Annotated in this window: 18 protein-coding genes; 2 read left to right on the top strand and 16 right to left on the bottom strand. The window is 60.0% G+C overall.

From position 1 onward, the window contains the following. Positions 1 to 359: 359 nt before the first annotated feature. The 3 genes from ACP15N_RS17970 to ACP15N_RS17960 all read right to left on the bottom strand — a co-directional run bounded on the left by ACP15N_RS17970 (position 360) and on the right by ACP15N_RS17960 (position 2,995). Complete coding sequence (locus tag ACP15N_RS17970; protein WP_425093735.1) at positions 360 to 1,007, bottom strand: 50S ribosomal protein L25/general stress protein Ctc; 648 nt, start codon at positions 1,005 to 1,007, stop codon at positions 360 to 362. 126 nt (positions 1,008 to 1,133) lie between these two features. After that, positions 1,134 to 1,751 carry a sulfotransferase family 2 domain-containing protein gene (locus tag ACP15N_RS17965; protein WP_425093734.1) on the bottom strand — a complete coding sequence of 206 codons (618 nt, stop codon included), beginning with the start codon at positions 1,749 to 1,751 and terminating at the stop codon, positions 1,134 to 1,136. A gap of 71 nt (positions 1,752 to 1,822) precedes the next feature. After that, a complete protein-coding gene (locus ACP15N_RS17960) occupies positions 1,823 to 2,995 on the bottom strand; it encodes an alpha-hydroxy acid oxidase (protein WP_425093733.1) in 1,173 nt (390 codons plus the stop codon). A 138-nt stretch (positions 2,996 to 3,133) separates the two neighbouring features. Here ACP15N_RS17960 and pth point away from each other — a divergent pair, with 138 nt between their 5' ends. Together pth and ACP15N_RS17950 are read left to right on the top strand one after the other, a co-directional pair. After that, positions 3,134 to 3,841, top strand: coding sequence for an aminoacyl-tRNA hydrolase (pth, locus tag ACP15N_RS17955; protein WP_425093732.1), 708 nt, complete (start codon positions 3,134 to 3,136; stop codon positions 3,839 to 3,841). A gap of 56 nt (positions 3,842 to 3,897) precedes the next feature. Continuing rightward, positions 3,898 to 4,296: a DUF2237 family protein gene (locus ACP15N_RS17950; protein WP_425093731.1), complete on the top strand. Its 399-nt coding sequence runs from the start codon at positions 3,898 to 3,900 to the stop codon at positions 4,294 to 4,296. A gap of 3 nt (positions 4,297 to 4,299) precedes the next feature. On the opposite strand, the gene ACP15N_RS17945 is transcribed toward ACP15N_RS17950, so the two are convergent. From ACP15N_RS17945 to ACP15N_RS17885, 13 genes are all read right to left on the bottom strand, one after another. Then, positions 4,300 to 4,809 (bottom strand): helix-turn-helix transcriptional regulator, encoded by a 510-nt coding sequence (locus ACP15N_RS17945; protein ID WP_425093730.1) that lies wholly within the window; start codon positions 4,807 to 4,809, stop codon positions 4,300 to 4,302. A 39-nt stretch (positions 4,810 to 4,848) separates the two neighbouring features. Continuing rightward, the gene (locus ACP15N_RS17940; protein WP_425093729.1) at positions 4,849 to 5,322 is read right to left on the bottom strand and encodes a hypothetical protein; all 474 of its coding nucleotides are present in this window, start codon (positions 5,320 to 5,322) and stop codon (positions 4,849 to 4,851) included. 153 nt (positions 5,323 to 5,475) lie between these two features. Beyond that, the gene (locus tag ACP15N_RS17935) at positions 5,476 to 5,877 is read right to left on the bottom strand and encodes a hypothetical protein (protein ID WP_425093727.1); all 402 of its coding nucleotides are present in this window, start codon (positions 5,875 to 5,877) and stop codon (positions 5,476 to 5,478) included. Positions 5,878 to 6,095: 218 nt separating this feature from the next. Next, positions 6,096 to 7,325 carry a tryptophan synthase subunit beta gene (gene trpB, locus ACP15N_RS17930; RefSeq protein WP_425093726.1) on the bottom strand — a complete coding sequence of 410 codons (1,230 nt, stop codon included), beginning with the start codon at positions 7,323 to 7,325 and terminating at the stop codon, positions 6,096 to 6,098. Positions 7,326 to 7,412: 87 nt separating this feature from the next. After that, the gene (locus tag ACP15N_RS17925; RefSeq protein WP_425093725.1) at positions 7,413 to 8,069 is read right to left on the bottom strand and encodes a phosphoribosylanthranilate isomerase; all 657 of its coding nucleotides are present in this window, start codon (positions 8,067 to 8,069) and stop codon (positions 7,413 to 7,415) included. Positions 8,070 to 8,078: 9 nt separating this feature from the next. Further along, a complete protein-coding gene (locus ACP15N_RS17920) occupies positions 8,079 to 8,444 on the bottom strand; it encodes a lipopolysaccharide assembly protein LapA domain-containing protein (protein ID WP_425093724.1) in 366 nt (121 codons plus the stop codon). A 4-nt stretch (positions 8,445 to 8,448) separates the two neighbouring features. Further along, positions 8,449 to 8,736: an integration host factor subunit beta gene (gene ihfB / locus ACP15N_RS17915; protein WP_425093723.1), complete on the bottom strand. Its 288-nt coding sequence runs from the start codon at positions 8,734 to 8,736 to the stop codon at positions 8,449 to 8,451. A gap of 246 nt (positions 8,737 to 8,982) precedes the next feature. Then, entirely contained in the window at positions 8,983 to 10,662 is a 1,680-nt protein-coding gene (gene rpsA / locus ACP15N_RS17910) for a 30S ribosomal protein S1 (RefSeq protein ID WP_425093721.1), read from the bottom strand. Positions 10,663 to 10,896: 234 nt separating this feature from the next. Further along, the gene (locus tag ACP15N_RS17905; protein WP_425093720.1) at positions 10,897 to 11,283 is read right to left on the bottom strand and encodes an H-NS family nucleoid-associated regulatory protein; all 387 of its coding nucleotides are present in this window, start codon (positions 11,281 to 11,283) and stop codon (positions 10,897 to 10,899) included. A 27-nt stretch (positions 11,284 to 11,310) separates the two neighbouring features. Beyond that, positions 11,311 to 11,955 (bottom strand): (d)CMP kinase, encoded by a 645-nt coding sequence (locus tag ACP15N_RS17900; RefSeq protein WP_425093719.1) that lies wholly within the window; start codon positions 11,953 to 11,955, stop codon positions 11,311 to 11,313. Continuing rightward, on the bottom strand, positions 11,952 to 12,356 hold the full coding sequence (locus tag ACP15N_RS17895; RefSeq protein ID WP_425093718.1) for a GFA family protein: 405 nt from the start codon (positions 12,354 to 12,356) through the stop codon (positions 11,952 to 11,954). Before ACP15N_RS17895 ends, ACP15N_RS17900 begins: the two co-directional genes overlap by 4 nt. Before the next feature lie 2 nt (positions 12,357 to 12,358). Beyond that, complete coding sequence (gene aroA / locus ACP15N_RS17890; protein WP_425093717.1) at positions 12,359 to 13,705, bottom strand: 3-phosphoshikimate 1-carboxyvinyltransferase; 1,347 nt, start codon at positions 13,703 to 13,705, stop codon at positions 12,359 to 12,361. Between the two features lie 91 nt (positions 13,706 to 13,796). Continuing rightward, positions 13,797 to 14,633 carry a LysR family transcriptional regulator gene (locus ACP15N_RS17885; protein ID WP_425093716.1) on the bottom strand — a complete coding sequence of 279 codons (837 nt, stop codon included), beginning with the start codon at positions 14,631 to 14,633 and terminating at the stop codon, positions 13,797 to 13,799. Between the last annotated feature and the right edge of the window lie 65 nt (positions 14,634 to 14,698).

Below are 14,698 nucleotides of genomic sequence, written 5' to 3'. Positions count from 1 at the left end.
TGAACCCGGCAGAGTACTCGGTCGGCGAGATCCTGGCCCTGAAGGCACAGCGCGACAACGCCAACGACTAAGGCGTACCGCCAAATCCCTAAGGCTTCGCTAACCCCCGCCCGGCGAGGCCTTGATCCCCCCGCGCAGGTCCCCTCCCTGCCTGCGCGGGCCCCACACCGACCCACCCGACACCACGGCTCTCAGACCCCCGGACAACCCCCTGACAAAAAGAGAGACCCAAAAGGTGCGTCGCGGACGGCTGGCCCAGATGGTCAAAAACCAAAGGGCCGGCCGTTTTTCTTTTTGTAAAAAAATGAAAAAGCAGGGCCAAAGCCCTGCCTTTCGTCTTTTCGCCGTTCCCGTCAGGATCAGTCGTCTGCAACCTCGGTTGCAGGCACTTCGTCTGCTGCGGGCGTATCGTCGTCTTCGTTTTCGGACGAGCGGAGACCGGAGGGCGCAGAGATATTCGCAATAACGAAGTCACGGTCGATCGTGGGCTTCGACCCGGCCGGCAGCGTGATGCTGCTGATCGTTACCGTATCGCCCACTTCGAGGCCGGACAGATCGACGGTCAGGTGATCCGGGATTTCGCCAGCGGTCACAACCAGCTCGACCTCGGGACGCACAACCGTCAGAACGCCGCCCTTCTTGATGCCGGGTGCGTTGTCCTCATTCTCGAACTCGACCGGAATGAACAGATTGACCTTAGAGGTCCGACGCAGACGCATCAGGTCGACATGGGTTGGCAGGTCCTTGACCACATCGCGCTGCACACCGCGACAGATGACGCGCACGTCCTCCTGCCCTTCAACCTTCAGGTTGAACAGCGTGGACATGAAGCGGCCTGCCTTCAGACGGCGCAGCAGTTCGTTGAACTTGATGTTGATCGTCACCGGATCGGCACCGCCGCCATAGACAACACCCGGAACGTATCCGTCGCGACGCGCTTGGCGGGCGGCTCCCTTGCCTGTCCCCTCGCGTGCCACGGCTACAAGATCTGGAATCTCTCCAGCCATTGGAATTCTCCTAAAATTACAGTTCCGCTCGCCGCATCCTCCAGGGTGTATGCGTGCGAACTCGCGCGGCCTAAACGGTAGGAGCCCGTTTGACAACCCCAAAAGCCGTAACGCACCCGCTGGGGATCAGGCCGCCTCGAGATGCCCCGCCTGCGCAACCCTCTGATAAAGCGCAAACTCGGCCGCCCGCACAGCGCGTACCTGCGTTTCCAGCGATGAAGAAAGCTCTGCCGGCACATCCGGCGAGACGTTGCGCGGCGGCAGTGTGATGTCGCGTTTCAGCCGGTCGGCAAGCCAAGCGCAAGCCCGATCCAACTGCGCATAATCGAAAAGATGCGTCACCCCGACCCGACCATCGGGTGCATTGACGAACTGATCCTGCGCCCCTATCCGCCCGATCCGAGGCGGATCGGCCTGAAGGGTTTGTTCGATGAAGGTGTCAAAATCCATGCCGCGGCTGCTCAACGGCGTGTCTTCGAACTGCGGCAGCGCTCGGTAGCGGTACCAACTGCGCAAACGTTCAAGCGGCTCACGTATGATCGCCATTGTCTCAAACCGGGTGTTGTAAGTCCGTTGCAAGACGGGTGCCCAGTCACGTTGAAACATGTTGAAGGTCATGTGGCGCAAAGTTGGGGGCCCTTGAATCGCAACCGAAGCCTGTCTTGCCACGGCAGCCTCAAGCGCGGATGTCCCGGTCTTGGGGACACCAAGCAGCACAATGGACTGATTGTGGAAAACAAGCATCCTGCGCCTCCGTGGATGCGTGCAGGATGCAATTCCCCGAAATCCATGTCAATTCAGGTGCTTGAGACTGGTTAAACCGCTGTTTTCCAACGCGTTGCGAAATCATCCGGCATCAGCAGAATCGAAGGATCGAGATCTTCGATCCGGCGGCGGCCACACAACGCCATCGACCGGTCGAGCTCCGTTTGCATGACGGTCAGAGCCTCTGTCACACCCTTTTCGCCCATCGCCCCGAGCCCGTAGACAAATGCGCGGCCGACCATCGTACCCTGCGCCCCAAGCGCGAGCGCCTTCAGGATATCCTGGCCCGACCTGATTCCGCTGTCCAGATGCACTTCGATCTTGTCGCCCACGGCATCCATGATCTGGGGCAACATCCGAATGGAGCTCAGCGCCCCGTCCAGTTGCCGTCCGCCGTGGTTCGAAACGACGATTGCATCGGCCCCGACACTCAGCGCCTTCTTGGCGTCCTCAGGATCGAGGATGCCTTTCAGGATGACCGGCCCGTCCCACCAGTCGCGAAACTGCTTGATCCGCTCCCAATCCAGCGCCTGGTCAAAGGCCTCGGCGACCCACGAACTCAGTGAAGAACCGTCAGAGACCCCTTTGGCATGACCCACGATATTGCCGAAAAAACGCCTTTTGGTTTGGAGCATCTCCAACCCCCACGGTACTTTGGTCATCATGTTGGCGACCGACGCCGGGGTAAGCTTTGGCGGGGCGCTGAGACCGTTCTTGATGTCCTTGTGCCGCTGGCCCATGACCTGCAGGTCAACGGTGATCACGAGCGCGGAGCACTTTGCATCTTTCGCACGCGCAAAGAGCCGCTTCATGAAATCATCATCCTTGAGCGTGTATACCTGAAACCAGAACGGCTTTTCCGTATTCTCCGCCACATCCTCGATCGAGCAGATCGACATTGTCGACAGGGTGAAGGGCACGCCGAACTTCTCTGCCGCGCGGGCAGCCTTGATCTCCCCGTCAGCGTGTTGCATCCCGGTCAGCCCCACGGGCGCAAGCGCGACGGGCATGGACACCTCCTGCCCCACCATTCGCGATGCGGTCGAGCGTCCGGTCATATCGACGGCAATGCGCTGGCGGAGTTTCAGCAGATCGAAATCCGTGGTGTTTTCGCGAAAGGTCGTCTCGGTCCAGCTGCCGGATTCCGCGTAATCATAGAACATCTTCGGCACGCGCCGTTTGTAGATGCGCTTGAGATCGGCAATCTCGGTAATGACAGGCATGTACGGGTCCCCTCCGCTGTATTGGTAAAATTTCATTACCAATACAGCACAACTTCTGCAATGCGGCGTTTTGGTCACGACTGTTTTTCAGGTCGGCTCTGCGCTACGTACGGCAGCGGAGACATTGAGGATCACAAGATGAAGCTATTTGTCGGCCTTGGGAATCCTGGCACAAAATATGCCCGGAACCGGCACAACATCGGATTCATGGCCGTTGACCAGATTGCAGACGATCATGCATTTCCCCCATGGCGGAGCAAATTCCAGGGGCAGTTGAGCGAAGGCCGCCTCGGGAGGGAACGCGTCGCCCTGTTGAAACCGGAAACCTACATGAACAATTCGGGCCAATCGGTTGGCGAGGCAATGCGCTTTTTCAAACTCGAACCCGAAGACGTGGTGGTCTTTCACGACGAGCTTGATCTCGCACCCGGCAAATGCCGCATCAAATCCGGCGGAGGGCATGCCGGGCATAACGGGTTGCGGTCTCTTCACGCGCATATCGGAGCCGACTATGACCGCGTTCGGATGGGAATAGGTCATCCGGGGCACAAGGACCGCGTGTCGCCCTACGTCTTGGGCGATTTCGCCAAGGCGGATGCGGACTGGCTGGACGCACTGATCCGGGGCATCGGAGATGGCGCGGTTTTTCTCGCAGACGGTGATACAGGGCGGTTCCTGAATGCCGTTTCCTTGCGCACAGCCCCCCCAAGATCATCCGGCAGCCCAAAGAAGGCAAAATCGGAAACTCCGCCCGAGAAAAGCCAATCGAACCCCGCAAGCGCGCCGCCGTCACCGGCAGATGACTCACGCAGCCCCCTACAAAAGCTTGTGGATAAGTTCCGATGAGCTTGTATCCCCCACGGTCCTCTCTAGGTTGATAGTCAGGGACAAGGAGTGGGATGATGAGCAACGAGCGTGCGGCGTCGCTGAACGTACTGGGTGAAACCCTCGAACCTTGCTCTCTGGATCCGATCACGGGCTTTTTCCGGAACGGCTGTTGCGACACCTCTGCAATGGATCAGGGCAATCATACCGTTTGCGCGATCATGACCGCTGAATTCCTCGCTTTTTCGAAGTATGTCGGAAACGACCTGTCGACCCCGCGACCCGAGTTCATGTTTCCGGGACTGCAACCCGGCGATCAATGGTGCCTGTGCGCCGGAAGGTTCCTGCAAGCACACGAAGAAGGCTGCGCTCCCAAGGTGCGGCTGGCCAGCACGCATATGCGGGCCTTGGAAGCCGTCTCTCTCGAAGTCCTTACCGAGAACGCGGCAGATACCACGCCAGGCAAGACCGACTGAGGCTCAGGAGCCCGCGGCAGCGGGCACCAGCCGTTCGCCCATCAAATCCTCGACGAACAGACTGAGCAACTGCGATCGGTTGGCAACACCCGCCTTGCGGTAGATGGCGTTGGTCTGGGCCTTGACCGTGCCCTGGGACGTGTTGCGCAGGTCAGCAATTTCCTGAACCGACAGTCCTTTCAGCGCAAAGAGTGCAACATCCCGTTCCGCTGGCGTGAGCCGCCATTCCTCAAATCGTTCCGCCACGAGGTCCATGAACGCGCCGGACGCTGCGCGCAAAGCCTGCTCAGCAACGTAGGTGCGCCGTCGGGCCTGCACCAGAACCCACGCCCCAAGCGCGACGCCCATCATCAACCCAAGCGCAGCCCCAATCTCGATAAGTTCGATCAACGCCCAATCGAGCGGTGCGAGCGGGACGCCAAGCACCGACAACAGTATATCACCCACAAAAAACACGGCACAAATCCCCTGGAGCACGATAATCGCCAGCAACGGCAGCGTGAGCGACTTCATCGTGCCGATGTCCCGTATGCCAGATCTGAGACAGGCTGCTCAATCGTCCCCGTCATCATCGCCACCATCGTCATCCCCACCATCGTCATCGCCGTCGTCATCGCCGTCATCATCGGAGTCGTCGTCGCCGTCATCACGGCTGTCGTCGCGGTCGTCATCTCCGTCGTCAGAGTCGTCTTCAGAGCCGCGATCATCGCGATCATCACGCTCTGCCGCACCAAAGCTGCGGCGATCGTCATCGCTGTCATCGTTGCCTCCGAACAAGGTAGGCGCGCCTCCTGCGGAGGATCGGCGGGCGAGGTCCCGCAGGATGGACCCATTTCGAGGATCCATAACGGTTTCACGGCGGATATCATCCTTGGTGGACAAAACCCGAACCCGCCCCAGCAGCGTTCGCTCAACCGACTGAACCTCATAGCCCTGTTGTCGCAGCTGCCGGACAACCGACTGCGTGGCATCCGCCAGCGCCGGGCCGACGCCGAGGAGGGTGAGCAGCACCACAATCAAGAACATTCGTATTTGGTTCATTCTGTTTCAGCCATTTTTAGCCCCACCAGGTGCTTCGCATGACAGCTTTTGGGTCCACGAGCCCAAACGGGCGGCGCGCCAAGCACCGCCCGAGAATACACCCGCTCAGAAAGCCGGGTGCCCGCACAGCTGCGATGCTCAGTCGTCGTCTCCGTCATCATCGCTGTCATCGCCATCATCACGGTCGTCGTCACCGTCGTCATCATAATCGTCATCGTAGTCATCATCGTAGTCGTCGTCGGCGTCGTCGTGATCATCGTAGTCATCGTCATAATCGTCGTAGTCGTCGTAGTCATCATCCCGGGCGTCGTCAGTGTCACCGCGCAAGCTGATCGAAGTGATCTCATCGCGGGCCTGCCGTACATCGCTGCGGAACATCTCCCACGCCTCGCGGAAGCTTTGCGGCGTTTCGCGGTCCGACACGAGGATGATCGCCGTCTCGGTTTTTGCGATGTCATGGATGGACATGGCGGTGCCGGAGGTTGGCAGCCCAAAGGCGCAAGCAATGGCGATGATCGGAAGGGTTGTCTTGGCGGTCATGATCTTTCCTTTCGGTAAGCGTGTTTTGCAAAAGTGCATGTGGCGCGAACTTGCGCCGCATACCGCCAGACTGTCGTTCCTCTCCGTTGGCCTGAATCCGCCATCGGTTTAAACGGTGGTACCTCAGCACCGGGTTTAGAGCCATAAACCGCAGGTATAGATGCGCAAAACCCTGCGGCATTCACCGCAGGGCATTGAAAAACAATCAGGAAACGGGCTTATGCGCCGGTCATGTCAAACCCGAGGGCACGGGCGACCGTAAAGATGTCCTTGTCGCCGCGTCCGCACATGTTCATGCAGATGATGTGATCCTTGGGCAGATCCGGTGCAATTTTGGCAACGTGGGCGAGCGCGTGTGACGGCTCCAGCGCCGGAATGATGCCTTCTGCCTCGCAACACACCTGAAACGCCTCCAGAGCTTCCTTGTCTGTAATCGAGACATAGCTCGCGCGCCCGATATCGTGCAGCCACGAATGCTCCGGGCCGATACCGGGGTAGTCGAGACCCGCCGAGATCGAGAACCCTTCGAGGATCTGTCCATCCGCATCCTGCAAGAGGTACGTGCGATTTCCGTGCAGAACCCCGGGCCGGCCACCAGTCAACGAGGCGCAATGCTCCATCTTGTCGTTCACGCCTTTGCCGCCGGCCTCTACCCCGATGATACTGACCTCCTTGTCGTCAAGGAACGGATAGAAAAGCCCCATCGCGTTAGACCCGCCGCCGATCGCGGCGATGATCGTGTCGGGCAGACGCCCCTCAGCCTTGAGCATCTGATCGCGGGCTTCCTTGCCGATAATGGCCTGAAAGTCTCTTACCATCGCCGGATACGGGTGGGGCCCGGCCACCGTGCCGATGCAGTAGAACGTATCGCGCACATTTGTCACCCAGTCGCGCAAGGCGTCGTTCATGGCATCTTTCAGCGTCCCGCGACCGGAGGTCACCGGAACGACCTCGGCGCCCAGCAGGCGCATCCGGAACACGTTAGGAGCCTGACGCTCGACATCATGCGCCCCCATGTAGACCACGCATTTCAGCCCGAACTTCGCGCAGACGGTGGCGGTCGCCACACCGTGCTGCCCTGCCCCGGTTTCCGCGATGATCCGCGTTTTTCCCATGCGGCGCGCGAGAATGATCTGGCCCAGCACGTTGTTGATCTTGTGCGCGCCCGTGTGGTTCAACTCGTCGCGCTTCAGGTAGATTTTCGCCCCACCGAATTTCTCGGTCAGCCGCTCGGCAAAGTAGAGCGGGCTGGGCCGGCCCACATAATGCGTCCACAGATCGTGCATCTCATCCCAGAACGCCTGGTCGGTTTTCGCGAACTCGTACTGCTTTTCCAACTCAAGGATCAACGGCATCAAAGTTTCGGAGACAAACCGCCCCCCGAACTGGCCAAAGCGCCCGTTTTCATCCGGGCCGGTCATGAAGGAATTGATCAGATCGTCAGGCATCGCGCGCTCCCGTTGCAGAACACCGGAGGTGTAGTGCGATTGAAGGGCCGGGTAAATACGGGTTTTACCGCACCATGCCGCTACGCATCATGCCAGCGTCCGGTCGTGTGCAGCCGAAACCAGTGCACGGATCTTGTCCGCATCCTTCACGCCCGGCGAGGATTCGACACCCGAGCTCACATCCACCTGCCGTGTGCCAGTCAGTCGAACGGCCGCGGCCACATTGTCGGGTGTCAGCCCCCCGGCCAGCATCCAGGGCACGGGCCAGCGCCGCCCCGCAATGAGGTTCCAGTCGAAGGCCAGCCCGTTCCCACCGGGCAACGTTGCGCCCTTGGGAGGTTTGGCATCCACAAGAACCTGATCCGCAACTCCAAAGTACCTGTCCAGATTGGGCAGATCACCTGCGTCCCCAACGCCCACTGCCTTCATCACTGGCAGGCCGAAACGGGCCTTCACTGCCGCAACGCGTTCGGGCGTTTCAGAGCCGTGAAGTTGCAGGATATCGAGTGGGACCGCTGACAGGATATCGTCAAGCGTCTTGTCGTCCGCATTGACAACCAGCCCCACCTTGGCCACGCCCGGCGGGACCAGAGCCGCAAGCTGCGCCGCCCGCGTAGCGCTGACATTCCGCGGCGACGCGGCAAAGAAAACAAACCCGACATACCGCGCGCCCGCATCCACGGCCGCGCGCACGTCTTCGGCTCGCGTAAGACCGCAAATCTTTACTGAAACGTCGGGTGTCATGCGTCGAGCTTACCGCGCCCCGCTGCCATCCTCAAGCAGAGCGAGGATTTCGTCCTTGCCATCATCCATCGCCTTTTGCGATTTCATGACCTCTACCTCGCGCTTGAGACGGCGGGCTTCCGTGCGCTGGCGGGCAGCTTCATTGCGATGCTTGGTTTCGCGCAGCCATTCCCAAAAGAACCCGATCAGCAAGCCAGCACCGATCCCACCGAAAATCACGACATAGAGCGGCAGGGAAATCGATGCGTTAAATCCGGAGAACGCCCCCATATCTGCGGGCAGAAGCGTCAGCGTCACGATATTCCGGTTCGCAAAGGCAATTGTCAGCAGGCAGATCGCAAGCAGCGCGAGAAACAGGTACTTCACATAGCGCATCACACTACCCTTCGTTGCCGTTCAGACGGTCACGCAGCAGCTTGCCGGTCTTGAAAAACGGCACCGACTTCGCTTCGACCGCAACCGCTTCGCCAGTCCTTGGGTTACGACCGGTTCGGGCGTCCCGTTGCTTGACCGAAAAGGCACCGAAACCGCGCAACTCGACCCGGTCGCCACTTGCCATTGCCTCGATGATCTCTTCGAACAGAGCGTTCACGATCCGCTCGACATCGCGCTGATAGAGATGCGGGTTTTCTTCCGCAACCAATTGAATCAACTCCGAACGGATCATCTATAGGTCCTCCCACCTTACCGAGACTCATGTCGTAGCCACGCCAGCCTTGTTCACTATAGCGAGATTTCCGAAATCTGGAAAACGCTAAAGCCGCCGCAGAGCGCGAAATTTGGCCTAAATTTCCGTGCATTAGCGCTGAATCGCCGCGCAAAACATGGTTTTCCGGCTCAACAATACCGAATCGACACGAAAAAACCCGTCCGGTTTCCCGGACGGGTTTCTGTCTGCTCAACGGGCCGTTGCTCAGTCGTCTTGCTTGAGCGCTGCACCCAGAATATCGCCCAGCGACGCGCCGCTGTCGGAGGAGCCGTACTGTTCGACGGCTTCTTTCTCTTCAGCGATTTCGCGCGCCTTGATCGACAGGCCAAGACGACGGGTCTTGCTGTCCACGTTGGTCACGCGCACATCGACCTTGTCACCCACGCCAAAGCGCTCGGGACGCTGCTCGGCACGGTCGCGGCTCAAGTCGGAGCGGCGGATGAAGGACTTCATGCCTTCGTACTCCACCTCAATCCCACCTTCCTCGATCGCGGTCACTTCAACCGTGATGATCGAGCCGCGCTTCACGCCGCCAACGGCCTCGGCGAACTTGTCACCGCCCAGGGCCTTGACCGACAGAGAGATGCGCTCTTTCTCGACATCCACTTCCGAGACGACCGCCTGGACGACATCGCCCTTGCGGTAGTTCTGGATCGCTTCTTCGCCACGCTGGTCCCAGCTCAGATCGCTGAGGTGCACCATGCCGTCGATGTCGTTGTCCAGACCGATGAACAGACCGAATTCGGTGATGTTCTTGACCTCGCCCTCGACCTCTGTGCCTTCGGGGTGGCTTTCGGCGAACACTTCCCACGGGTTGCGCATGGTCTGCTTGAGACCGAGCGAGACGCGACGTTTGATCGGGTCGATTTCCAGAACCATCACGTCCACCTCCTGAGAGGTGGAGACGATCTTGCCCGGATGGACGTTCTTCTTCGTCCAAGACATTTCGGAGACGTGCACAAGACCCTCAACACCCGGCTCCAGCTCCACGAAAGCGCCGTAGTCGGTGATGTTGGTGACGCGGCCTTGATGGACAGAATCCAGCGGGAACTTGCCTTGAACATCGTCCCACGGATCGGCCTGCAGTTGCTTCATGCCAAGGCTGATGCGATGCGTGTCCTTGTTGATCTTGATGACCTGAACCTTCACCGTCTCGCCGATCGACAGGATCTCGGAGGGGTGGTTCACACGGCGCCATGCCATGTCGGTGACGTGCAGAAGGCCGTCCACACCGCCAAGATCGACGAATGCGCCGTACTCTGTGATGTTCTTGACGACACCGTCCACGGCGTCCCCTTCGTTCAGCTTGCCAATAACCTCGGCGCGCTGCTCGGCGCGGGATTCTTCGAGGATCGCGCGGCGAGAGACAACGATGTTGCCACGGCGGCGGTCCATCTTGAGGATCTGGAACGGCTGCTTGAGACCCATCAGAGGGCCCGCGTCGCGCACGGGGCGCACATCGACCTGCGAGCCGGGCAGGAACGCCACAGCGCCGCCGAGATCGACCGTGAAGCCGCCTTTGACACGACCGAAGATCGCGCCTTCGACGCGGGCGTCGTCCTCGTAGGCTTTTTCCAGACGGTCCCAGGCCTCTTCGCGGCGGGCCTTGTCGCGGCTGATGACCGCTTCGCCACGCGCGTTTTCCACGCGGTCGAGGAACACCTCAACCTCGTCGCCAACTGCGATTTCAGGCGCTTCACCGGGGTTTGCGAATTCTTTAAGTTCGACGCGGCCTTCCATTTTGTAGCCTACGTCGATGATGGCTTGTCCCGCTTCGATTGCGATGACCTTGCCTTTGACAACGGACCCTTCCTGGGGTGTGTCAATCTCGAAGCTTTCTTGCAGGAGGGCTTCGAATTCCTCCATGGATGCTGATTGAGCCATGTGGTCTCGTATTTCCTTTTTCATCATCTATTCGGGCCGGGTGGTTGTCTCCACCGGTCTTTCGTTGGGTTTGATGCGGCCGATCCAAAAGCACATGTCTTAAACAACGAGGGCCGCAGCAATAAGCCCGACCCTAGTGGTGTCATATGCGGATATGGATTTCCGCCCGCTCGATGCGCGCGGGTATAGAGGGCGGGCCGCCGTAAAGCAACCCGTGATTCCCTCGTTTTCGCCTTAGATCGCGAGGCTCGACGGGTCTGCGCCGCCTTCAACAGCCTTCTTGTACCAGCCGGGTTGGCGACCACGCCCGGACCAGGTCTGGGACGGATCTTCGGGATTTGCGAACTTCGCCGGGGCGGCGGCCTTGCTCGACTTCTTTGCAGCCGGGGCGCTGCCAAGGACATCTGATATGCTCATGCCATATTCACGTGCAACTTTCTCAATTGCATCGCGCGCTTCCTTGCGGCGTCTTTTCTCGACATTCGCCATTGCTTTTTTCACATTGGCGGCGAGCGCCTGCAATTCATCCATCGACATCGCATCGAGGTCATTTGCGGAAATTGTTTTTGGTTTTTTGGCCATGGTGTTCCCTCCCTGCTCAAAAACATGTCCTTCAAACACGATTATTGGGAAAAGGCAAACGCTAGATTAATTTGAATCAAGATCGGCTTGAAACCCGCTTTCAGACATTCGCGCGTAGGTTATTTCGGCTGCGTTTTCAATGGCCTGCAAAATCGTCAATTCGGATGTATCCAATTGGATTGAGTCCTCGGCGGGCACCAATGGCGCGTTTGCGCGCGCACTGTCGCGCGCATCGCGGGCCTTTATCTCCTGCAGAACTTCGTCCAATCCAAGGGTGCTGCCGGTTGCGGCAAGTTCCGCATGGCGTCGTTGCGCGCGCACAACATCCGAAGCTGTCACAAACAGTTTCACCTCCGCATCCGGACAGATGACCGTCCCGATATCTCGACCGTCAAGCACCGCCCCGCCTGCGCGTTGAGCAAAAGCCCGCTGGAAATTCAACAGCGCTTCGCGCACCTCCGGAATCGCGGCCACCTTGCTGGCCTCCTGCCCCACTTCGGCGGTGCGCAGATCATCACGGTCCAATGCGTCGGAAGTCAGTGCGCGCGCGGCCTCTACCGGTGTAACCCCGGTGTCCAGCACCAGACGCGCTGTCGCCCTATACAAGAGCCCGGTATCAAGATGCGCGAGCCCGAACCGTTCGGCCAGAGCCCGGCCGATCGTGCCCTTTCCGGCAGCAGCCGGACCATCGATTGCGATCGTGAAACTCATGTGACCTGCGTCGTCAGGGTCGGATCGTCCTGGGACCTTTGCGGCAAGCCATCCGAGATGTCGTAATAGGCGCCTTTGTCCTGGCAAAAGATGTGGCCGGCAAGCTGAACACCCGGGTCACCATCGAGGGTGCCTGCAAAGATCGATATGTGCGTTCCCGGACCATCCCAGAACAGGTTTGAGCCGCAGATCCCGCAAAAACCGCGCCGCGCGGCCTGCGAAGACGCGTACCATGTTACAGCGCCGTCAATCTCGACCGTCTCGCGCGGAGCGGAGGTCGCCGCAACATGGTGACCGCTTGTCTTGCGGCATTGGGTGCAGTGACAGGCCACGATCGGGCGCAACGGTCCCGTGATGGCATAACGGACCGCACCACACAGGCAACCGCCGCGCACCGACATGGTCAGGTGCGCTCCAGCTTGGCGCCGAGCTCTTCCATGAGCGGCTCGAAAATCGGGAAACTGGTCGCAATCGGGCCGCCGTCGTCCACGGACACAGGCTTCTTCGAGGCCATGCCGCAAATCAGAAAACTCATGGCGATCCGGTGGTCGAGGCGGCTTTCGCAAGTTGCTCCGCCGGGCACGTTTCCTGCCCCGAGACCGTGTACCGTGAAAGTATCCTCGTCTTCCTCCACTTTCACGCCACAGGCTTCAAGCCCACGCGCCATCGCATCGATGCGATCACTTTCCTTGACGCGCAACTCCTTCACACCGCGCATCACGGTTTTTCCCTTGGCGTAGGCAGCGACCACGCTCAGGATCGGGTATTCGTCAATCATCGACGGCGCGCGCTCTGGCGGCACGTCGATCCCCACCAGCTTGTCGGAGAATTTCGCCCGCAGGTCGGCAACCGGTTCGCCGCCCTCCTCGCGCTCGTTCTCAAAGGTCAGATTGGCTCCCATCTCGCGCAGCGTCTGGTACAGCCCTGCGCGCGTTGGGTTCAACCCGATACCAGGCACCAGAACGTCCGAACCCTCCACGATCAGAGCCGCGCAGACAGGAAAGGCGGCAGAGCTCGGATCGCGCGGCACTGCAATTGACTGCGCTTCGAGCTCGGGCTCACCGGTCACTGTTATCGTCTGCCCGCGCTCGCCGACTTCGACCCGCACCTCGGCCCCGAAACCGCGCAGCATGCGCTCGGTATGGTCGCGGGTGGCTTCTGCCTCGAAAACGACCGTCTGGCCCGGTGCGTTCAGCCCCGCCAAGAGGATCGCGGACTTTACCTGCGCCGAGGGGACCGGCACTTCGTACAGAACAGGGATAGGATCCTCCGCGCCGATCAGGGTCATCGGCAACCGGCCACCCGAACGACCCACCGTTTGCGTGCCGAACATCGAAAGCGGGTCCGTCACCCGGCTCATCGGTCGTTTGCGAAGTGACGCATCGCCCGTGAATGTCGCCGTGATCGGGCTTGTCGCCATGGCCCCCATGATCAGCCGCACGCCGGTACCCGAATTACCGCAATCGATCACGTCTTCCGGCTCTGCGAACCCTCCGACACCGACGCCGTGCACCGACCAGTTTCCCGGCGCGTGCTGGGTCACTTCAGCCCCGAACGCGCGCATCGCCTTGGCGGTGTCGAGCACGTCCTGACCTTCAAGCAAGCCGGTGATCTTGGTCTCCCCCACCGCCATGGCCCCGAGGATCAGCGCGCGGTGCGAGACAGATTTGTCCCCCGGAACTTCCGCGGTACCGGTCAGGGCCGATGCCTTGTGCGCAGTCATGGGAATGGGATCGCCGTGGCCGGACATGGGGCCTCCTCATCGTCTGAAGTGGAGCGACTGTTAGCGCGCCTGCCCAAAAGCGTCCACCGCAAATACCGACACGCCTCTGGCATCACGCCTAGGTCACGTGCTGTGCTGCCTCTTCCATATGGTATAAAAACGCGTCGAGGCGCTTGGGCCGCGCACCCGGTAGAAACGCGACCGACAAGGGCATCGGTTGCGCTGCAAACCCGGGGGCAAGGTCAGCCAGATGACCCGACGCCAGATCGGAGCGCACGAACCAGTCCGGCAAAACCGCAAACCCTGCCCCGGCGCGCACCTGTTGGTACGCAGCCATGAAATTGTTGGTGCGAAAGACCACTCTGGCCTCTGGCGAGTACGTCTGACCCGCACTGTTTTTCAGGACCGGAGAGACGGCTTCAAATCCACCCAAAGCAATCATTCTTGTCGCGTCCGCCGCCGGGGCAAGCACCGCGCGACGTGCAATTTTCGCAAGAGACCGGACTATCAACCGATCATCCCGAACAGGACCGACCTTGATCCAGCAATCCGCCCCTTCTGCAACCAGATTGATATCGGCATCGCTCAACCGCCAATCGAGGGTGACGAGCGGATGCAGGCTTTGAAAAGCTGCGGCAGCCTTTGCCAAAACGGTCTGGCCCAAGGCGACGGGAACGATCACGCGCAGCCCTCCGGATATCTCGCCAGCCTCACCATTGCGATCGGCAAAGGCGTCCCATTCGGCAAGAAGTTTACGCGCGTCGGCAAGGGCGACCTCCCCAGCGGGGGTCAAGGTGACCGCATGCGGGCTCCGGTGCAGCAGTTTGGTGCCAAGCATAGCCTCCAGCGTGTCGATCTGCCGTGTGACCGTGGGTTGCGACACCCCCAGGTCGCGACCGGCAGCAGACAGAGACCCAAGTTCAGCGACGCGCGCAAAGCAGGTCAGCAGTGTCAAGCGATCCGAAGGTTTTGGCATCCATAAAACGTATAGCAGCTATTAGTATCATACCTATACCAAAT

The organism is Tropicimonas sp. S265A, assembly GCF_049800835.1.
Lineage (GTDB): Bacteria > Pseudomonadota > Alphaproteobacteria > Rhodobacterales > Rhodobacteraceae > Dinoroseobacter.
This window is presented reverse-complemented; position numbering and strand designations above follow the sequence as displayed.